Below are 19,121 nucleotides of genomic sequence, written 5' to 3'. Positions count from 1 at the left end.
GCTTGCGAGGAGAGCAAGGACGCAGGGCTGGGTCCATTACCGAGCACAGTCGACGATCACGGTGCCGATTTTGTCGCCCTTCTCAACGACGAGATGAGCCTGCGCCGTCTCGGCGAGCGCGAACTGTCCGGCGATGTTGTGCATGCGGGGCGCGGCCGCGAGCCACTGGGTGATGTCCTGTTGCGCGGCTGCGAGCAGCGCCGGCGGCAGCGCGAACAGCGCCAGCGAGCGCACCGTGATGCACTTTTCCATCAACTCGCGCACCGGCACCGTGGGGGTACGGTTGCCGTTGGTCGCATAGACCGCGATCGTCGAGTTCTGCGCCATGAGCTTCAGCGTGGTCGGGAGATTGCCGCCGAAATCGACGTCGACCAGGCGATCGACACCGCGGTTTTCGGTGAATGCCATCACCTTGGCGACCACGTCCTCGGCGCGGTAGTTCACCACCACGTCGGCACCCGCCAGCCGCGCTTGCCTCTCCTTGGCCTGCGAGCTCACGGTCGCAATCACGCGCGCGCCGCCCCACTTCGCCAGTTGTACCGCGTAGTGCCCGACTGCCCCGGCGCCGCCGGTGACAAGCACCGTCTGTCCGGTGATCGGCCCATCCGCGAACAGCGCGCACCATGCGGTCATGCCGGGGATGCCGAGCGTCGCGCCGGCCGCAAAGGACACGTCATCGGCCAGCGGGGTCACCAGATGGTCGGCAATCGTGATGTACTCCGCCGCGGTGCCGAAGGCGCGGCCGTTGCGCTGGCCGTTGAACAGCCAGACGCGATCACCAACGGCAAAGCGTGTCACGCCCTCGCCGATCTGGTCGATGACGCCGGCACCGTCGCTGTTCGGAACGACGCGCGGAAATTCCATCTGCCGATAGTTGCCGCTGCGGCGGCCGACATCGGCAGGATTGACGCCGGAGGCTTCGAGGCGGACGCGGACCTCGCCGGGGCCCGCATCGGGCGTCGGCATCTCGCCGACGGTGAGCACCGTCGGCGCCGCGCCCGTGCGCTCGTACCAGACTGCCCTCACAACGTGCCCGGAAACGCGCCGCCGTCGAGCAGGATGTTCTGCCCGGTGATGAAGCCGGCTTTGGCGCCACACAGGAAGGCGCAGGCGTAACCGAATTCGTCGGGGTGACCGAAGCGGCCGGCCGGATTGAGCTTGGCGCGATCGGCCAGAATCTGCTCGACTGGAACGCCGCGCTTCTCGGCCTCGGGCTTGGCGGTGCCGCGCAGCCGGTCGGTCTCGAACGGGCCCGGCAACAGGCCGTTGATGGTGACGTTGTTGATCACGGTCTTGCGCGACAGGCCGGCGACGAATCCGGTGAGGCCGGCGCGCGCGCCGTTGGACAGGCCCAGAATCTCGATCGGCGCTTTCACCGCGGCGGAGGTGATGTTGACGATGCGGCCGAACTTGCGCGCCATCATCCCGTCGACGGTCGCCTTGATCAGCTCGATCGGGGTCAGCATGTTGGCGTCGATCGCCTTGATCCAGTCGTCGCGGGTCCAGTTGCGAAAGTCGCCGGGCGGCGGGCCGCCGGCATTGTTGATCAGGATGTCCGGATCGGGGCAGGCCTTCAGCACGGCCTCGCGTCCCGCCGGCGTCGTGATGTCGCCGACGATCTCGGTGACCGTGACGTTGGGATGCGCCTTGCGGATCTCGTCGGCGGTCTGCTTCAGCGCCTCGGCGCCGCGTGCCGTCAGGGTGACATGGACGCCCTCGTTGGCGAGCGCAATCGCGCAGGCGCGGCCCAGTCCCTTGCTCGATGCGCAGACGATGGCGCGGCGGCCTTTGATTCCAAGATCCACGGTTTCACTCCCTGTAGTGTCGGGTCGGTTTGTAAGGGTTCGACGGCATTCTAGCCAGGCCGGGCGCCGCCGATAAGGCGTATCCAATGCATAAGTGCATGCCCGACAGCAACAGGCTAGAGCATATTCGGTTCTGATTGAATCAGAACCGAAGCTCTAGATTCTAGTCTTGACGCGTTTTCTTCACGCGAACCGGTATCCACTTCGCTCGAAAACGCTCTAGATGCGGCGCTCGCGCCGCAACCGCTCAATGGTCATGGTGACCTCCGGTGGCAACGAACGGAAGCCGGTTTGCCCCGCAGCCGAAAACAACGGCCGCAAGCGCGATCCGTTGAGGAATTGCGGCTGGCTTGCGAGCGGCACGAGCTGATCGAAAACCAGGACCAGGGTGGTCACGACGAGCCCGGCCCTGACCGCGCCGAGCAGCGCACCGCCGAGCCGGTCACCGATCCCGATCTCCGAACCAACCGCGTCGTCGAGCATCGTTCGCGCCAGTTTTCCGAGCACGACGCCGGTTACCAGAAAGAGGGCGAACAACAGCACTCCGTCGGAGGGAAAAGGCGACGCCGGCAGGTTTGCGATGCCTGGGCCGACCATCGACAGTATCGCCACCGCGATCGGCATTGCGACGAGATAGGCGAGGATCGTGATCGCGCTGCGCAACAGGCCGGTGCTGAAGCCCGTGACGATCGCGAACAGTAGCCCGAGGGTGACGACAGCGTCGAAACTGTTCATGCACGGGAGTCCTCACCCCATTGCGCCACGGTCCCTTGGTCAATGAATCGGGACCACATTCGGCGCAATTGTAGCGATCAATCGGCCACTCGATCCGGGGAACCTGTCGATGTCCGACCTATTCGATATCAGTAAAGAAATCATCCTCATCACCAGCGCCTCGCAGCGGGTCGGCGACTTCAATGACAGGGGCAGTTCCAAGTCCACGGGTCAAACAGCACGGTGTCATCACCCGCGCATGCGGGTGATCCAGTATTCCAGAGAGGGCGATGCTTGAACCGAGAGGCCGCGGCGTACTGGATGGCCCGCCGGAGCCTGTCATCGGGCGCGCGTTCGCGCGACCCGGTGGCGGGCCATGACGACTGAGAGAGAATGTCTATCCGCATTCTCGCGACATGATTTGTCCGAGCCTTGCATCTCGTTCCGCTCTCTAGGAAGTGAACGCGGTGTCATCACCCGCGCATGCGGGTGATCCAGTATTCCAGAGAGGCCGGTGCTTGAACCGAGAGGCCGCGGCGTACTGGATGGCCCGCCTGCGCGGGCCATGACGACTGCACCACCCACTTTCGTTCAAAGCGGGTCGACGGCTTCATACCGGTCCGAACTCGCAATGACGGTTTGACCAGCTACGACAGCAGCCGCATCAGCTTCTCCAGCCGCGCGATCTTGGCCCCATAGGGCGGATAAAGGTCGGTCAGCCGATTCAAGCGCGAGCGGTAGAACACCGGCTTCAGCTTGGTCAGCGTCTTGAAGCCCCATTCGCCGTGATAGGCACCGCTACCGGATGCGCCGACGCCGCCCATCGGCTGATGGGCCTGGGCAAAGTGAAACAGGCAGTCGTTGATGGTCACTCCGCCCGATACCGTGCGCGCCAGCACCTCGTCGCGGGCGGCATTGTCGGTGCCGAACCAGTACAGCGCGAGCGGGCGGTCGTGGTTGTTGATGTAGGCGATGGGCTCGGCAGCGTCGCGATAGCGCATCACGGGCAACAGCGGTCCGAAGATCTCCTCCTGCATCACGGCCATCTCGGGCGTCGCGTCGACGATGACCGTCGGCGGGAATTTGCGCCGGCCCTTCCAGTCGGGATCGTTGGGCGCGGCCGGCTGCAGGATGCTGGCAGCCTTCGCCGCGGCATCGGCGACGAGGCCTTCGAGACGGGTGTAGTGCCGATCCGAGATGATCGACGTGTAGTCCGGGTTGGCGGGATCGGTGCCGTACATCTGCTGCATGTGGCCGTGCAGCCGCATCGCGAAGGGCTGCACGGAGGCTTCCGGCACCAGCGCATAGTCTGGCGCGATGCAGGTCTGCCCGGCATTGAGCAGCTTGCCATAGGCGATACGCCGGGCGGCCTCGTCGATGTCGGCGGAGCCGTCGACGATTGCCGGCGACTTGCCGCCGAGCTCGAGCGTCACCGGCGTCAAATTGCGTCCGGCGGCTGCCGCGACCAGGCGGCCGACGCGGGTCGAGCCGGTGAAGATCAGATGGTCGAACGGCAGCGCGGCAAAGGCCTTGGCGATATCCTCATCGATCTCGCTCACTGCGAGTTCACTGGCGTCGAACTTCTTTTCGATCGCCTCCATCAGCAGCTCGGCGAAGCGCGGCACCAACTCGCTTGGCTTGATGATCGCGCGGTTGCCGGCCGCGATCGCCGCGACCGCGGGCGCCAGCGTCAACTGCAGTGGATAATTCCAGGGCGCAATGATGCCGATCACGCCGAGCGGCTGCGGAATCAATCGATTTTTTGCCGGCGCGAATTGCAGCGTGGTCGGGATCTTTCGCGTTGCCATCCAGCGCTTGAGGTGCGTGGCTGCATGCTTGATCTCGCCGAGCACCAGCATGGTCTCGGCGATCACGGTCTCGACGGTGGAGCGGTGGCCGAAATCGGCCGAGATCGCCGCCTCGAACCGTGCCTCGTTTTCGGTGACCGCGGCGCGCAGGCGCCGGAGCCGGTCCAGCCGCGCCTGCAGGGTCGGCGCGGGCTCGTTTCGCGACATCTCGACCTGGCGCTGGAAGGTATCCTCGAGCGCGTGAAGCCCGGGACTCTTCAATGGTCGCTCCATGGCGTTCCCCTCAGATGACGTTTCCATGATGCTTTTGTTGGCGCCAAGCTCCGCTTTTGCGCGGTTTCTGGCAAGAGCCGGTTCCTCGCGGCAATTTTGTCAGGAAAACCCGCGATTTCGGCGTCACAAAATCCTCAAAAACCTGCTCGCGGGGCTTTCCAAACCGGGACGACGTTGATACATACGCCTCGCACCCGCCGGCTTCGGCCCGGGTCGCCTTCTCAGGAAGCCCTCCGGACGGATCGATCGGCGCCGTATCAAGCGTTGGCCGACCGGCTCGGGCGCCCCTTCTGCAAGGCATGCAACGGTTTGACGCGGGGTGGAGCAGCCCGGTAGCTCGTCAGGCTCATAACCTGAAGGTCACAGGTTCAAATCCTGTCCCCGCAACCAAATCTCTCGACCGGCAGAGATGAAACGGCCCGCCTCACGGCGGGCTTTTTCGTGTCTGTACCGTTGTCATCGACTGGTCTGACGCTGCCGGACTAAGTCCGCGCGACGAGCAACTCCTCGGCATTGCGGTAGGGCGGAGTCCATCGGTGCGGCCGGCGAAATAGCGCGCGGCGAGTTCGTCGGTTGAGACATGGTGCGCTGCGCGGAAGCCGGCGTTGCGGGCCAGCGCGATGATCTCCGGCGGGGGAAGAAGCTGATGAACGGCGTCCCGCTGGCACGCGCCCCCTTCACCGCCATCTCGAGTCCCGGCCGTGTCTCCGCATCCGCGAGCTGCAGCGGAAGCAGGAAGCTCATTGCGAATGTCGATCCCGGCGCGAGCGAGGCGACCTCGCGCAGCGTCGCGGCGTTGGCGTCCTTGTTGAGATACATGCTGACGCCGGTGGAGACCACGATGGCGGGCCTGGCGGCGTCGAAGCTGGCGGTCTCAAGTCCCTTCCGCCATGATCCGCTTGCCTCGAAATCAACAGGCACGAAGCGCAGCCAGTCCGGGATACCGGGACGACGCAGGTTCGTCTTGAGCGGTCCGTCGCGAGTACGGCGCCATTCTCGTGTCGGATACCTCGGTCGCGTTTGCCGGAGATGTCGGTTCATGCAAACCCCGTCATAGTCTCGCGCGCAAAAAGAAGACTTCGGAGGAAACATGACCGAGAGCATCGTCGATACCCTTGCGCCGCCGGTCGCGGCGGCTGGCGCCGTGTCGCCGCGAAAAGTGTTCTGGGCGACCTGGTTCGGCTGGATGCTCGATGGCTTCGACTCATCGATGTACGGCTATGTCCTTGTCGGCGCGTTGAGCGATCTGTTGCCCGCGAGCGGGATCGCGGCGACCAAGGCCAATATCGGCATCTATGGCGGGCTCTTGTTCTCGATCTTCATGCTGGGCTGGGCCTGCTCGATGATCTGGGGCTGGGCCGCGGATCGCTACGGACGCGTCAGGATCATGTGCTGGACGGTGCTGGTCTACTCGCTGTTCACGGCGCTGTGCGGCCTTGCGACCGGCATCGTGATGTTCGCGCTGTTTCGGTTCGTGGCCGGCTTCGGCATCGGCGGTGAATGGGCGGCGGGCACGCCGCTGTTGCAGGAATCCGTGCCTGAAAACACCCGGGTGCGATTGGCCGGATGGCTGCACACGGCGACGCCGACAGGCCTGTTTCTGGCCGCCGCCGTTACGCTTGCCATCGGCAGCACGCTCGGCTGGCGCGGCATGTTCCTGATCGGCATCCTGCCGGCGCTGTTGATCGCTTATCTGCGCAGCAACATTCCCGAGCCTGCGCACAGCGCGTCGCGCGAACGGCCGCCGGTGACGGCCTTGTTCGCCGGTGATCAGGCGCGGGCCACCTGGGCCGCGGCGCTGATGATGGCCTGCATCATTTTCGGCCTGTGGTCGTCGAACTTCTGGGCGCCCACCGTGATTTCAACCAAGCTGACGGCAGCGGGCGCGACCCCTGCGCACGCGCAGGAGATGGGCGCGGTGGCCGGGCTCATCACCAATGTCGGCACGCTGATCGGCTGCTTCCTGGTGCCCTCGATCACCGGCTGGCTCGGCAGCCGGCGCCGCACCGCGGTGCTGTTCTTCATCGGCGGGCTGATCTCGGTCGTGGTCTCCTATGAAGTCGCGATCGAATGGCTGGACAGCTTGACGCTGTTCATGGTGCTGCTGCCGGTGCTCGGGTTCTTCACCAACGGTGTGTTCGGCCTGTTCACGATCTGGCTGCCGGAAATGTTTCCAAGCGCGCTGCGCGGCGCGGGCTCCGGTTTCGCCTTCAGCATGGGCCGCGTGCTTGGCGCTGCCGGCCCCACCCTGATCGGCGCGCTCGCCGCCCGCACCGGCAGCTTCCCGCTGGCGATCTCCTCGCTGTCGCTGATCTATGTGGTGGGCCTGCCGCTGATCGCGATGGCGCCGGAGACGGCCGGAAAGCCGCTCGCGAAATAGGCCGGAGCCGATCAGACCGCAATCTTGATCCTGCGGTTCTGACGGCCCTTGTTGTCGATCTTCATGATGCGCGCGGGACGGGCCCGCCCCGTGGAGGCAAGGTGCGTTCCGCCGCAGGCCTGGCGATCGAGGTCGAGAATCTCGACGATGCGAACGAGGCCGTCCTCGCCGACCGGTGGAGCGACGGCCTTGCTGCGGAACAGGCCGGGAATGGCCTGCGCTTCGGCGTGCGGCATGAAGGATGCGCTCACCGGAAGATCCCGCCGGATGACGTCGTTCAGCGGCGCCTCGAGCGCCCGCAGGCCCTCATTGTCGGCGCCTGGCAGATCGAAATCGACGCGGAACGTGCCGTCGGCATTGAGCTGGGCGCCCGTGAGAAGGGCGCCGCCGAACCGGGTATAGACCAGCGCATTGATGACATGGGCGAGCGTGTGCAGCTCGCACATCAGGGCGCGAAACGCCGGCTCCACCTCGAGCACGACCTTGCCGGAGGGCAGGGCGTCGCCGGGAAACACATGCCAGAGACCGCGTTCGTCGCGTCCGAGCTCTGTCACCGGCACCGCGCCGCCGGACCATCTCAATGTGCCGCGGTCGGCAAGCTGTCCGCCCCCTCCCGGGAAGAACGGCGAGCGTTCGATGAGAACCGCCCCCGGGCGGGCATCGAGCACGTCGGCCTCGAGCTGCAGGATGTCGGGATGATCGTGATAGAACGCGCGGGACATTGCATGCTTCTAGCAGATGAACGTGATGGCTGACCACTCGCGGAGGCCGCAAACACCGACGAAATCGAGTTGAGCTACTCCGCGGGGGCCGGGCTCGGCGGCACTTTCGCGGGCGCCTTGTCGACCTTCTTCGACCAGGAGCGGTAGTAGGCAAGTGCGGTCATCAGCGCGATGCCGGCCGCGCTGACCACGATCTGCATCCAGATACTGCCGGAGACTTCGACCAGCACGAGGTGCGCGATCACGGCGAGGAAGACGCCGGTGCAGAACACTTCGAGCGATTGCTGACCGCACTTGATCATCGGACGGAAGATCGCCCAATGCAGGCCGGCCCAGTCGCGCGGCAGGAAGCGCGTGACGAAGAAGGCGAGCACCACGAAATGCAGCACGCGATAGGGCGCGAGGTTGGTCTTGTCGTTCGGGTTGAATGCATCGTAGAGCCACGCCGGCATCGCGTGGCCGAGCTCAGGGAAGCGACCCGCGAACGTCATGACAAGTGCGAACAGCAGATAGGCCGCGCCAAGCCACAGGAATGTGCGCGAGCGGATGAACGACATCGATTCGACCGCGCCGCCGAGCGCGAACCATCCGCCGAACACGAACAGGAATTGCCAGCAGAATGGATTGAAGTACCACGAGCCGCTGGGATAGGCCGGCAGATTCCAGCCGAAATGGCGCGCGGCCAGATAGAGCAGGAATGATGCTGCCAGCGTCAAATTCGGCCGGCGCAGCATCGCCCAGAGCACCAGCGGGTACACCAGCATCAGCGCGATATAGAGCGGCAGCACGTCCATGTTGACGGGCTTGAACGCCAGGATGAGGCCCTGATAGAGCGTCTCGGCCGGGTTCTGCATGAAGCCCGCGACGTTGAACTCATTCTGCAGGTTCGGGTCGTGGTAGCGCTGCGAGAGATAGCCGATCTCGGCGATGTAGATGACGAACAGCAGGACGTGCGCGACGTAGATCTGCCAGGCCCGCTTGACCAGGCGGGTGCCGCCGATCACGAAGCCGCGCTCCAGCATCATCCGCGCATAGACGAACGACGCCGTGTAGCCTGAGATGAAGACGAACAGGTCAGCCGCGTCGCTGAAGCCGAAGTTCTTCTGCGTGATCCAGTTCACCGCGTTGTTGGGGATGTGATCGAGATAGATCGCCCAATTGGCGAACCCGCGCAGCAGATCGAGGCGATAGTCGCGTCCACGCGGCGGCAGGACAGCCCTGATTTCCATCGGTTCGTTTCCCCGGATACGGTCTGCGAGGCCGTTCGTACGGCGCGCCCGGGCACCATACTAGCAAGCTTCGCCTCAACTGCATCATGTTTCGACGCGTGCTCGCGGCTCGTGCGGAAGAGGCGGAACGGCCATGTTGTCGTTCTGCGTCGCCCGTGCAGCCGCGACGATTGCGGGACAGAAGGAGTGCCGCCGAGAACGGGCTGCGACCTCTCTTGTCAGCGTCTTGTCGCACGGAGCCTGCCGCAACTTTGTCCATTTGTTGGCGGACAAAACCGAGGGTTGCATTCGTTTGAAAGTGTCGCTGGGGGAAAGAGATGCCGCATCCTCTTCAATCGAACCGTTCTGCCGCGATCGGCCTCGCCTTCGTCCTCGTGATGGGGCTGCTCGCACCTCCCGTCATCGCGCAGCAGGCGTCCGATGCGCGGGCGCGCGTGCTCGTGCTCGGCACCGGCGGCACCATCGCAGGTCAGGCCAGCGCGCGCGCCGGCAACGCCTATGACTCGGCCAAGGTGAGCGCGGCGGATCTCGTCGCCGCGATTCCGGGCATGGACAAGATCGCCCAGCTCTCGGCCGAGCAGATTTCCGCGATCGGCTCGCAGGACATGAACGACAAGGTCTGGTTCGACCTCGTCAAGCGCATCCGCGCCGCGATCGACAACAAGGAAGCCGACGGCATCGTGATCACGCACGGCACCGACACGATGGAGGAGACCGCGTTCTTCCTGCAGAACGTGCTGGAGACCGAGCTGCCGATCGTGCTGGTCGGCTCGATGCGCCCTTCGACCGCGATCGGCGCCGACGGCCCCGCCAACCTCTATGAGGCGGTGAAGGTCGCGGCCGCACCCGAATCGCGCGGGCGCGGCGTGCTCGTGGTGCTCAACGACACCATCCACGGCGCGCGCTGGGCGCAGAAGACCAACACCACCAGCGTCGAGACCTTCCGCTCGCCTGGTGCCGGGCCGCTCGGCTATGTCGACACCGGCTCGCTCCGCTTCCTGCAGCCGGCCGTGCCGGCCAAGACGGCGAAGCTGAAGCTGCCGGAAGCCGCGCCGCTGCCGCGCGTCGACATCGTCTACTCGCATGCCAACATGGATGCTGCGCCGGTGGAGGATGCGGTGAAGCGCGGCGCCAAAGGCATCGTGCTGGCGGGCGTCGGCGACGGCAACTCATCGAAGGCGGCGATCGATGCGCTCGCCGCCGCGGCGAAGCAGGGCGTCGTGGTGGTCCGTTCCAGCCGCGTCGGCTCCGGCTTCGTGAACCGCAATGTCGAGGTCAACGACGATGAGCTCGGCTTCGCCGTCTCGCTCGACCTCAACCCGCAGAAGGCGCGCGTTCTGCTCGAGCTCCTGATCGCCAACGGCATCACCGAGCCGAAGGCGGTCCAACAGGCGTTCGTCGCGACGCAGTGATCGGGCGCGACAGGATCGCGGTGTGCCAGAGTCCGGACGAATTCTGAGCGGAACGTTCCAATCTCTCTAGCATTGGTTTGCCGCGAGCAGATGTGGATATCGCGTCAGGCGCAGCCGCGCTCACGATGCTGTTGTTAGGTCGCATCACGGCTTGCGCGTATGATCGTGCTCGTCTCCCGCGAGCCATGGTGAATGTCCGATGCCCCTCTGGACCTGTGAACAATGCGGTGCGCAATTTTCTGAAGCCGCCACACCGCCGTCGTCCTGCCCGATCTGCGAGGACGAGCGGCAATACGTCAACTGGGATGGGCAGACGTGGCTGAGCCGCGAGGAGCTGGCGCAGCGGCACCGGTTGGTCTGGCGCGACGACATGGGTCTGGTCGGGATCGGCCTGGAGCCGTCGTTCGCGATCGGACAGCGCGCGCTGTTGGTGCCGGATCGCGGCGGCTGCGTGATGTGGGACTGCGTGCCGCTGGCCACTGTGGAGGCGATCGCGGATGTCAAATCGCTCGGCGGCCTGAAGGCGATCGCTATCTCGCATCCGCATTATTATGGTGCGGTCGCGGACTGGAGCGCGGCGTTCGACGACGCGCCGGTCTATCTCCATGGCGACGACGCGCAATGGGTGACACGGCCGTATCCGTCGATCGTGCCGTGGCGCGGCGACAGCTATCGCCTCTCCGACGATGTGCTGCTGGTGCGCACCGGCGGCCATTTTGCCGGCGGCACCGTGCTGCATTGGCGCGGCGGCGCCGACGGCCGCGGCGCGCTGCTCACCGGCGACATCGCGATGGTCGCGATGGATCGGCGCTCGGTGAGCTTCATGTATTCCTACCCGAACTACATCCCGCTCAATGCCGCGGCGGTCCGCATGATCGCGCGCGTGGTCGAGCCGCTCGCCTTCGACCGCATCTACGGCGCTTGGTGGGGCAAGAACATCGTCTCGGGCGCGAAGTCCGCCTTCGATCGCTCGGTCAAGCGCTATATTGCCGCTATTTCCGATCGCGTCTGACCGCATCCGGTCGTCGGACCGGTCGCGCCGGCAGGGCTGCAAATCTTGCCAGCCGGTGCGGTCGCGCTATATCAGGGCTTTCCAACCCTCCTGGATTGCCCGAGTTCCCCCATGACCACCACTGTTTCAGCCGAATCCCAGCCGTTCCAGGCCGAGGTCGCCGAATTGCTGCACCTGATGGTGCATTCGGTTTATTCAGAGACCGATATTTTCCTGCGCGAGTTGATCTCCAACGCGTCCGACGCCTGCGACAAGCTGCGTTACGAGGCGATCGCCAATCCGGCCCTGATCGCCGACGGCGCGCCGCCGGAGATCAGGATCGTCCCGGACAAGAAGGCCAACACGCTCGCCGTGGTCGATAGCGGCATCGGCATGGACCGGCAGGAGCTGATCGACAATCTCGGCACCATCGCGCGCTCCGGCACCAAGTCGTTCCTGAACAAGCTGACCGAAGCCAAGGACGGCGCCAATTTGATCGGCCAGTTCGGCGTCGGCTTCTACGCCGCCTTCATGGTCGCCGAGAAGATCGTCGTCACCAGCCGCCGCGCCGGCACTGATGAGGTGTGGGTATGGTCATCGGAAGGCGGCAGCGGCTTCGAGATCGCGCCGGCGAGCGAGGAAGCTGCCAAGCGCGTCGTGCGCGGCACCGAGATCGTGCTGCATCTGAAAAAGGACGCGGCGAAATATCTCGAGGCCTACGAGATCGAGCGCATCGTCCACGAATATTCCGATCACATCCAGTTTCCGATCCTGCTGGTGCCGGAGGAGGGCGAGCCGCGCCAGATCAATTCGGCGAGCGCGCTGTGGCAGCGCGCGAAGTCGGAGCTGAAGCCGGAAGACTACAAGCAGGCCTATCAGCAGATCGCGGGCGCGTTCGATGAGCCGGCGATGACGCTGCATTACCGCGCCGAAGGCCGGCAGTCCTACGCAGTGCTGTTGTTCGCACCGTCGACCAAGCCGTTCGACCTGTTCCAGGTCGAGCGCAAGGGCAAGGTCAAGCTTTATGTCCGCCGCGTCTTCATCGCCGACGACGCCGAGCTGCTGCCGGCCTACTTGCGCTTCATCCGCGGTGTGATCGACAGCGAGGACCTGCCGCTCAACATCTCGCGCGAGATGCTGCAGAACAACCCGCAGCTCGCGCAGATCCGCAAAGCGGTTACCACCCGCGTCATCGGCGAGCTCGAGACCCTCGGTGAGAAGGAGCCGGAGACCTTCGGCAAGATCTGGGATGCGTTCGGCCCGGTGATCAAGGAGGGCCTATGGGAGGATTTCGAGCGCCGCGACAAGCTCCTGGCGCTGTCGCGCTTCACTACCACCGCGGGCGAGAAGCGCTCGCTGAAGCAATATGTCGACGACTTCAAGCCGAACCAGACCGAGATCTATTATCTCGTCGGCGACACCCTCGAACGCCTGAAGTCGAATCCGAAGCTGGAATCGGCGCGCGCCCGCGGCATCGAGGTGTTGCTCTTGACCGATCCGGTGGATGCGTTCTGGACCTCGGCGCCGCTCGAATTCGGCGGAAAGCCGCTGAAGTCGCTGAGCCAGGGCGACGTCGATTTCGGCCTGATCCCGCTCACCGATGACAAGGACGACAAGAAGGACGACGCGGCGGCCGACGCCGCGACGACGATCGCCATCGTCAAGGATGCGCTCGGTGAGCGCGTCTCCGACGTTCGCGCCTCACAGCGGCTGACGTCGAGCGCGTCGTGTCTGGTCGCCGGCGGCGACGGGCGCGACCGCGCGCTGGAGCGATTGCTCGCCCAGCAGAACCGCGGTGCGGTGACCAAGCCGATCCTCGAGATCAACCTGCGTCATCCGCTGGTCGCGGCGCTCGCAGCCGACACCGCGCAGGCGAAGGATCTGTCGCTGTTGCTGTTCGAGCAGGCGCAGATCCTCGACGGCGAAATGCCCGATGATCCCGCCGCCTTCGCGAGCCGCCTGAACCAGCTCGTGCTGCGCGGCGTGGCGAAGTAGGCTGAGGACTCGTAGCCCGGATGCAGCGAAGGGCAATCCGGGGGCCTTTCACGCCTTGAAGTGCCCCGGATTACGCTGCGCTGCATCCGGGCTACGCTGCTCCGCTCCATCCGGGCGACGCTTCAAAACCCGATCCCGACCTCAGCCCGTATCTGCTACACCACTCCTGAAAACGGAACGGCGCGGTCGGGCGATGCAAACGGGCAGCGAGATTTTCTACGGCGGCATTCCGGTATTCCGCGGCTTCACGCGCCTGATGGACCCGGCGCTGTATGCGGCGCTACCCGACGACTGGACCGTCGGGGTCGCCGACATCGTGGAGTCCACCAAGGCGATCGCGGCGCAGCGCTACAAGGCCGTCAACATGGCCGGAGCCTCCGTGATCGCTTCTGTCACCAATGCGCTGGAGGGCCGCGAATTCCCCTTCGTGTTCGGTGGCGATGGCGCGAGCTTCGCGGTCGCGCCCGAAGATCTCGACAGAGCGCGCGCGGCGCTGGCGGCGACCGCGCGCTGGGTCCGCGACGACCTCGACCTCGTCATGCGCGTCGCGCTGGTGCCGATGGCTTCGATCCGTGCCGCGGGCGTCGATGTCCGCGTCGCGCGCTTCGGGCCCTCGGCCAATCTGTCCTATGCGATGTTCTCCGGCGGCGGACTGGCCTTCGCCGACGCCGCGATGAAGCGCGGCGAGTTCGCCGTCGATCCGGCGCCGCCGGGCACCCAGCCCGACCTGTCTGGCCTGTCCTGCCGGTTCGAGGAGATGGCATCAGTCCGCGGCGTCATCCTGTCGGTGCTCGTTGTGCCGGGGACGAGCGCCGATCCGGCCGCTTTCCGCAAGGTGATCGAGGACATCGTCGTGCGGGTCGAGAGGAGCCCCGAGGCCGGACGCCCGGTCCCGGCAGGCGGTCCGCCGCTGCGCTTCCCGCCGCAAGGAATGGAATACGAAGCGCGCGCCAGGCGGCGCGGCGGCCCGCTCGCGATGCAACGCGCCGTCGTGCTGGGTTTTGCGTTCTGGGCCTATGTGGTGTTTCGCCTCGGCATCAAGGTCGGCAAGTTCGTCCCGAAACTCTATCTGCAGCAGGTCGTGCAGAATTCAGACTTCCGCAAATATGACGACGGCCTGCGCATGATCCTGGATTGCACGCCGGACCTTGCAGCCGAGCTTGAGCAGCGCCTCGCCGCCGCCGCGGCCCAAGGCGTCGTGCGCTATGGCCTGCACCGTCAGGACGCCGCGATGATGACCTGTTTCACACCCTCGGTGATGCGCAGCGATCACGTCCATTTCATCGACGGCGCCCGCGGCGGTTACGCCTCCGCGGCGACGGTGTTGAAGAAGGGGGCGGCGTAGCTGCTCGTCTTCACCTTGCGCCTACGGGAGGAGGTCGCACGCGGAGCTTGAATTGCGGGTGAGCGGCCGGCCTGCGTGGCAAGTCGAAAGATTTCTGCGACTGTTATCTTTGCCGGATCAATCGCCCCAACGGGTTAGCTTGATCGTCATGACGGTCGCGAGCCCGAATGCCACCATGGCACCGCCGACCAGCGCAAACAGCGTCCACGCCGGCGCGCTGGAAGCAGCCAGCCACCAGCCGCCGACACCGACCAGCAGCAGGCGAATCGTACCGGCAAGCACGGGGCCGCCGACCTTTGCCGCGCCTTGCGCGGAGAAATAAAGGCAGACGCCGACACCGAAGAAGCCGAAGCCGGGACCGGCGAGCGCGAAATAGGAGGAGGCCGCCGCGGTCACGCCGGGATCGCTGGTGAACAGCGCAATCCACAGCGTCGGCTTGAGCGCGACCACGAGTCCGACGAGGCCGACCACCAGTGCCGCGACCGCGCCAGCGGTCCAGGCCACCTTGCGCGCCCGCGCGACGAGGCCCGCCCCAATGGCCATGCCGACCATCGGCACGGAGGCGACGCCGACCGCAAAGGCGATCGGGATCAGGAGGAATTCCAGCCGCGATCCCATGCCGTAGCCGGCCAGCATCTCGGTGCCGAAGCCGGCCAGGATCCTGGTGAAGATCAGGATGGTCAGCACGCTCTGCAGCGGCGACAGGCAGGAGATTGCGCCGACCTTGAGGATGTCGACGAGCATGCCCCGTTGGACCCTGAACGCGGCGGCATCGAGCGTCAGCCGGCTGCGGCCGCTGAGCAGATACCAGGCGAGGAAGATCGCGCCCAGCGTGAAGGCGGTGAGCTGTCCTGCGGCGACGCCGCGCATGCCGAGACTGGGAAGTCCGAACAGCCCGAGCCCGAGCACGCCGCCGACCGCGATCTGCACCAGGGAGACGGAGATCAGCGTCAGCGACGGCGTGCGCATATCGCCGGTGCCGCGCACCACGGAGGCGAGCGTGTTGACCAGCCAGATCGAAATCGCGCCGGAGAACAGCACCTGCGAATAGCGCATCGACTGCTCGAGCACGCCGCCGCGACCGCCGAGCAGCGTGTAGAAAGTGCGCCCGAAGCAAAGCATCATCACGGTGAAGAACAGGCCTGCGCCAGCGCCGATCACCGCCGCATGCAGCGCGAGCTCGGCGGCCCGATCGCGGTTGCCGGCGCCGAGCGCGCGGCTGATCGCGGACGAGACGCCGCCGCCCATCGCGCCTGCCGACATCATCTGCGTCAGCATCGCGAACGGAAACACCAGCGCGATGCCGGCCAGCGGTTCGGTGCCGAGCCGGCCGATATAGGAGGTCTCGGCCACCGCCACCAGCGTCGAGCCGAACATCGCGATAGTGTTGGGCACCGCGAGGCGGAGCAGCGTCGGCAGGATCGGCGCGGTCAAGAGGTGATTGACCGGCGCCGCGGGCGCGACGGCGGCGGGGCGTGCGTCGTCGATCGGGGCATCAATGGTCATGCGGCAAGGGCTCGCGCACATCGAGGACGGGTGACCAGCTTGTCCACGCGTTCGCTTCGCCTCTCCCGCTTGCGGGGGAGGCCGACGCGTGCGCAGCGCGCGGCGGGTGGGGGCTCTTGCCGCGATGTGATTCGTGGAGAGAACCCCCACCCCAACCCTCCCCCGCAAGCGGGAGAGGGAGCACGCTGCCGATGCCATTCGACGTCAAATTGATGAAGCCCGCGGTCAATAAATGATGATCGACATCCTACGAGCCGCGACTGGTGCGCACCACCTCCGCCAGCGCAGGGATCACCACGGCAGACCGCATAGGTCGATCTTGCCGTCGCGTGGGGCGCGGACGATGTCGTAGACGAATGGCGCCATCGCCTCGAAGCGGATTTGCCCGGAGGGCTGGTCGCAATACACCTCGCCGGTGAAAGGGTGCCAGCCGCGCGCCTGGTAGAAGGCGAAATTGTGCGGCTCGCAGAACAGGAGCGCGAATTTCACCGCGTCGTTGGCGCGCATGGTGTGCACGGCGGCGTCGATGGCCAGGCTCGCATAGCCGCGTCGCCGGCAGTCCTCGCGGGTTGTGACCCCGCCGATGCCGCCGACATGCACCTTGTGGCGATTCCAGATGATGGTCCGGAAGTAGATACCGACGTGGCAGGCGAGCCCGCCGTCATCGGGCGCGTCGATCAGCACGCGCAAGTCCGCGTGAGCCCATTCGATGTGAGCCCACGGTTGCTTGTCCACGACCTTGCGGCCCCACACCGCGCGGTGCAGCGGCTCGGCGCGCTGCCATGACGCATCCCCGTTGAGGATGTCGATCTCGATGCTCATATCTTGCGTCCTCGGCTCTGCCGGTCTGTCATGCCCGATCCGAAAATGCGGTGTTTCTCCGCGTTGGAACCTTCTATAAGGGGGACCCGTTAAGTGTAGTCTCCCACCACTGTTGGACATTACCCCATGACCTTCACGCTACCCGATCTGCCCTACGCCCACGACGCCCTCGCGCCCTATATGTCGAAGGAAACGTTGGAGTTTCACCACGACAAGCATCATCAGGCCTACGTCACGAACGGCAACAACGCGATCAAGGGGACCGAATTTGAAGGCAAGTCCCTCGAGGAGATCGTGAAGGGGTCGTTCGGCAAGAACGCCGCCGTCTTCAACAATGCCGGTCAGCATTACAACCACATCCACTTCTGGAAGTGGATGAAGCCAAATGGCGGCGGCAGCAAGCTGCCCGGCCGGCTGGAGAAGAAGATCAACGAGGACCTCGGCGGCTTCGAGAAGTTCAAGGCCGACTTCGCCGCCGCCGGCGCCGGCCAGTTCGGCTCCGGCTGGGCCTGGTTGCAGGTCAAGGGTGGCAAGCTGGAAGTCGCCAAGACGCCGAACGGTGAAAACCCGCTGGTTCACGGCGCGGTCCCGATCCTCGGCGTCGACGTCTGGGAGCACTCCTACTACATCGACTACCGCAACCGCCGTCCGGACTATCTGAAGGCCTTCGTCGACAACCTCATCAACTGGGATTACGTCGACGAGCTGTTCGGCAAGGCCGGCTGATCGTAAACGATGTCCTTCCGGGGCGATGCGGAGCATCGAACCCGGAATCTCGAGATTCCGGGTTCAGCCCTGCGGGCTGCCCCGGAATGACGATAGAGAGTCATCGGACACGGGCGGCAGCTTCGGTTGCCGCCTCTTCTTTTTGTGGTCCTCGCCGACGCTGCGGCCTTGCGCCAGAAAGTGTGGATGGGGCAGCTAACAAGCTATCTTCTGGTCTCCCTCGGCGGCTGACTCGGCGCGACGCTGCGCCGTCTGATCAACGTCACCGCGCCGGCACGGCGTTTCCCTGCGGCACCTTCATCATCAACATCGCAGGCTCGACCGTGATGGGCTGATTGCTAGGCCCGCCACCGTGCGGCATCTGGCGTGAATACGCCAATCACTGAGTTGCCCGACATGGCAAGACCTCCATGCAAAAATATTTCTGTTTTCAAGAAGTGCAACTCAATGTATGAACAGTCCGTCTCACCTGCCCGAGGGGCGCTTCGCGATCGTCACGAGTGCTGGGTTGAGATGCGGTGGACGCCGCTTGCGCAACTGACGAGTGCGCATGTGGCGGACGGCGAAGTCGTGCAGGCCTGACGCCCTAGTGGCAGGTGTCCTGTTGCAAGACGCAATTGCGTCTTGCAACAGCGGTGACAACCAAGCCCAGTCTCGCCGGGGCGAGCACGTATAAGCCGTAACCCATCGCGCAGGGAAAGCCGGGATTGCTCCGGTTACACCTGTGGTCCTACCCCCGAGCTTTCTACCATTGCTCGGGGCCCATGGGTGCGATCGGCACCCGGCTTTCCCTGCGCCCTCTGTCCAAGAGAGGGCGGAACGAGAGGCAGGACTCGGACAGATCATGTCGCGAGATCGCGGATTTATGACTCAGAGCGCTCCAAACCTCGCTGTCGTCCCTGCGAAAGTAGGGACCCATAACCGCGAATGTTTATTGCTGCGCGAAGCTGGAACGACAGCCCCCTTCACAACACCGGCTGCAGAGTATGGGTCCCTTGCTTTCGCAGGGACGACGGCGGTGGATGCAGCGCCGGCTTTCGCCAAAACGACGAACTGACAATTGCCCCACGGTCCCCGTCGGCCTATGAGCCTCCTGCCAGGACGACACCGGCGGCCGGGCGCGGGCCGGTCCGACCCCCTGGAGCCCGGCAACCCGCTCATCCGGCGCTGTTTCCGGCCCCGGAATCTCCCTTTGGTAACCTCGCCTTAACCATGATTAGCGTTTGGTTAGGGTCGGAATGCCGCGTGAAAAGCCCTCGTTTTGACATGTTGGCAGGGGAAGCAGAGCCCGGCTTTGGACGGGCCCCCCATGCGACAGATGTAAAAGGCTCTCGCGCAGTTTTGCCGCGCCTGGCGCGTGGCCATGGAACCGGTGCCGATTTGCGGACCGCCT

Annotated in this window: 16 protein-coding genes and 1 tRNA gene; 8 read left to right on the top strand and 9 right to left on the bottom strand. The window is 65.2% G+C overall.

The window, feature by feature from the left end; all coding sequences use genetic code 11:
* Positions 1-36: 36 nt before the first annotated feature.
* From P6U25_RS32770 to P6U25_RS32760, 3 genes are all read right to left on the bottom strand, one after another.
* A complete protein-coding gene (locus P6U25_RS32770) occupies positions 37-1,026 on the bottom strand; it encodes an NADPH:quinone reductase (RefSeq protein ID WP_407148863.1) in 990 nt (329 codons plus the stop codon).
* Positions 1,023-1,805, bottom strand: a complete 783-nt coding sequence (locus P6U25_RS32765) for an SDR family oxidoreductase (RefSeq protein ID WP_407148862.1) — start codon at positions 1,803-1,805, stop codon at positions 1,023-1,025. The genes P6U25_RS32770 and P6U25_RS32765 overlap by 4 nt, the downstream gene beginning before the upstream one ends.
* 219 nt (positions 1,806-2,024) lie before the next feature.
* Positions 2,025-2,540 (bottom strand): CvpA family protein, encoded by a 516-nt coding sequence (locus P6U25_RS32760; RefSeq protein ID WP_407148861.1) that lies wholly within the window; start codon positions 2,538-2,540, stop codon positions 2,025-2,027.
* Positions 2,541-2,649: 109 nt separating this feature from the next.
* Between P6U25_RS32760 and P6U25_RS32755 the strand changes: the two genes are divergently transcribed.
* A complete protein-coding gene (locus tag P6U25_RS32755; protein WP_407148860.1) occupies positions 2,650-2,817 on the top strand; it encodes a hypothetical protein in 168 nt (55 codons plus the stop codon).
* Between the two features lie 349 nt (positions 2,818-3,166).
* Here the strand turns inward: P6U25_RS32755 and P6U25_RS32750 are convergent, their stop codons facing one another.
* A complete protein-coding gene (locus P6U25_RS32750) occupies positions 3,167-4,600 on the bottom strand; it encodes an aldehyde dehydrogenase family protein (protein ID WP_407148859.1) in 1,434 nt (477 codons plus the stop codon).
* A gap of 313 nt (positions 4,601-4,913) precedes the next feature.
* Between P6U25_RS32750 and P6U25_RS32745 the strand changes: the two genes are divergently transcribed.
* A tRNA-Met gene (locus P6U25_RS32745) sits at positions 4,914-4,990 on the top strand.
* Between the two features lie 66 nt (positions 4,991-5,056).
* On the opposite strand, the gene P6U25_RS32740 is transcribed toward P6U25_RS32745, so the two are convergent.
* Entirely contained in the window at positions 5,057-5,521 is a 465-nt protein-coding gene (locus P6U25_RS32740) for a class I SAM-dependent methyltransferase (protein WP_407148858.1), read from the bottom strand.
* 169 nt (positions 5,522-5,690) lie between these two features.
* On the opposite strand from P6U25_RS32740, the gene P6U25_RS32735 reads away from it, so the two are divergent.
* Positions 5,691-6,980: an MFS transporter gene (locus tag P6U25_RS32735; protein ID WP_407148857.1), complete on the top strand. Its 1,290-nt coding sequence runs from the start codon at positions 5,691-5,693 to the stop codon at positions 6,978-6,980.
* An 11-nt stretch (positions 6,981-6,991) separates the two neighbouring features.
* On the opposite strand, the gene P6U25_RS32730 is transcribed toward P6U25_RS32735, so the two are convergent.
* Entirely contained in the window at positions 6,992-7,702 is a 711-nt protein-coding gene (locus tag P6U25_RS32730; protein WP_407148856.1) for an alanyl-tRNA editing protein, read from the bottom strand.
* A 74-nt stretch (positions 7,703-7,776) separates the two neighbouring features.
* The gene (locus P6U25_RS32725) at positions 7,777-8,931 is read right to left on the bottom strand and encodes an OpgC domain-containing protein (protein WP_407148855.1); all 1,155 of its coding nucleotides are present in this window, start codon (positions 8,929-8,931) and stop codon (positions 7,777-7,779) included.
* Positions 8,932-9,248: 317 nt separating this feature from the next.
* On the opposite strand from P6U25_RS32725, the gene P6U25_RS32720 reads away from it, so the two are divergent.
* The 4 genes from P6U25_RS32720 to P6U25_RS32705 all read left to right on the top strand — a co-directional run bounded on the left by P6U25_RS32720 (position 9,249) and on the right by P6U25_RS32705 (position 14,674).
* Complete coding sequence (locus P6U25_RS32720; protein WP_407148854.1) at positions 9,249-10,343, top strand: asparaginase; 1,095 nt, start codon at positions 9,249-9,251, stop codon at positions 10,341-10,343.
* 199 nt (positions 10,344-10,542) lie between these two features.
* Entirely contained in the window at positions 10,543-11,355 is an 813-nt protein-coding gene (locus P6U25_RS32715; protein WP_407148853.1) for an MBL fold metallo-hydrolase, read from the top strand.
* A gap of 111 nt (positions 11,356-11,466) precedes the next feature.
* Positions 11,467-13,329 carry a molecular chaperone HtpG gene (gene htpG, locus P6U25_RS32710; RefSeq protein WP_407148852.1) on the top strand — a complete coding sequence of 621 codons (1,863 nt, stop codon included), beginning with the start codon at positions 11,467-11,469 and terminating at the stop codon, positions 13,327-13,329.
* Positions 13,330-13,522: 193 nt separating this feature from the next.
* Positions 13,523-14,674, top strand: a complete 1,152-nt coding sequence (locus P6U25_RS32705) for a DUF3095 domain-containing protein (RefSeq protein ID WP_407148851.1) — start codon at positions 13,523-13,525, stop codon at positions 14,672-14,674.
* Positions 14,675-14,791: 117 nt separating this feature from the next.
* On the opposite strand, the gene P6U25_RS32700 is transcribed toward P6U25_RS32705, so the two are convergent.
* Together P6U25_RS32700 and P6U25_RS32695 are read right to left on the bottom strand one after the other, a co-directional pair.
* On the bottom strand, positions 14,792-16,180 hold the full coding sequence (locus P6U25_RS32700) for an MATE family efflux transporter (RefSeq protein ID WP_407148850.1): 1,389 nt from the start codon (positions 16,178-16,180) through the stop codon (positions 14,792-14,794).
* Between the two features lie 291 nt (positions 16,181-16,471).
* Positions 16,472-17,002 (bottom strand): GNAT family N-acetyltransferase, encoded by a 531-nt coding sequence (locus tag P6U25_RS32695; protein ID WP_407148849.1) that lies wholly within the window; start codon positions 17,000-17,002, stop codon positions 16,472-16,474.
* A gap of 126 nt (positions 17,003-17,128) precedes the next feature.
* Here P6U25_RS32695 and P6U25_RS32690 point away from each other — a divergent pair, with 126 nt between their 5' ends.
* The gene (locus tag P6U25_RS32690; protein WP_407148848.1) at positions 17,129-17,728 is read left to right on the top strand and encodes a superoxide dismutase; all 600 of its coding nucleotides are present in this window, start codon (positions 17,129-17,131) and stop codon (positions 17,726-17,728) included.
* Positions 17,729-19,121: the final 1,393 nt, after the last annotated feature.

Origin of the sequence: Bradyrhizobium sp. ORS 86 (assembly GCF_045571475.1) — a bacterium.
Taxonomy (GTDB): domain Bacteria; phylum Pseudomonadota; class Alphaproteobacteria; order Rhizobiales; family Xanthobacteraceae; genus Bradyrhizobium.
The sequence above is the reverse complement of the archived record's forward strand: the minus strand, read 5'-3'. Positions and strand labels throughout refer to the sequence as shown.

Excerpts from the sequence above, each read along its gene's own strand:
- P6U25_RS32715 (WP_407148853.1), top strand. The coding sequence starts at position 10,543 with ATGCCCCTCTGGACCTGTGAACAATGCGGTGCGCAATTTTCTGAAGCC.
- P6U25_RS32760 (WP_407148861.1), bottom strand. The coding sequence starts at position 2,540 with ATGAACAGTTTCGACGCTGTCGTCACCCTCGGGCTACTGTTCGCGATC.
- P6U25_RS32695 (WP_407148849.1), bottom strand. The coding sequence starts at position 17,002 with ATGAGCATCGAGATCGACATCCTCAACGGGGATGCGTCATGGCAGCGC.
- P6U25_RS32735 (WP_407148857.1), top strand. The coding sequence starts at position 5,691 with ATGACCGAGAGCATCGTCGATACCCTTGCGCCGCCGGTCGCGGCGGCT.
- P6U25_RS32755 (WP_407148860.1), top strand. The coding sequence starts at position 2,650 with ATGTCCGACCTATTCGATATCAGTAAAGAAATCATCCTCATCACCAGC.
- P6U25_RS32700 (WP_407148850.1), bottom strand. The coding sequence starts at position 16,180 with ATGACCATTGATGCCCCGATCGACGACGCACGCCCCGCCGCCGTCGCG.
- P6U25_RS32690 (WP_407148848.1), top strand. The coding sequence starts at position 17,129 with ATGACCTTCACGCTACCCGATCTGCCCTACGCCCACGACGCCCTCGCG.
- P6U25_RS32750 (WP_407148859.1), bottom strand. The coding sequence starts at position 4,600 with ATGGAGCGACCATTGAAGAGTCCCGGGCTTCACGCGCTCGAGGATACC.
- P6U25_RS32720 (WP_407148854.1), top strand. The coding sequence starts at position 9,249 with ATGCCGCATCCTCTTCAATCGAACCGTTCTGCCGCGATCGGCCTCGCC.
- htpG (WP_407148852.1), top strand. The coding sequence starts at position 11,467 with ATGACCACCACTGTTTCAGCCGAATCCCAGCCGTTCCAGGCCGAGGTC.
- P6U25_RS32725 (WP_407148855.1), bottom strand. The coding sequence starts at position 8,931 with ATGGAAATCAGGGCTGTCCTGCCGCCGCGTGGACGCGACTATCGCCTC.
- P6U25_RS32705 (WP_407148851.1), top strand. The coding sequence starts at position 13,523 with ATGCAAACGGGCAGCGAGATTTTCTACGGCGGCATTCCGGTATTCCGC.
- P6U25_RS32730 (WP_407148856.1), bottom strand. The coding sequence starts at position 7,702 with ATGTCCCGCGCGTTCTATCACGATCATCCCGACATCCTGCAGCTCGAG.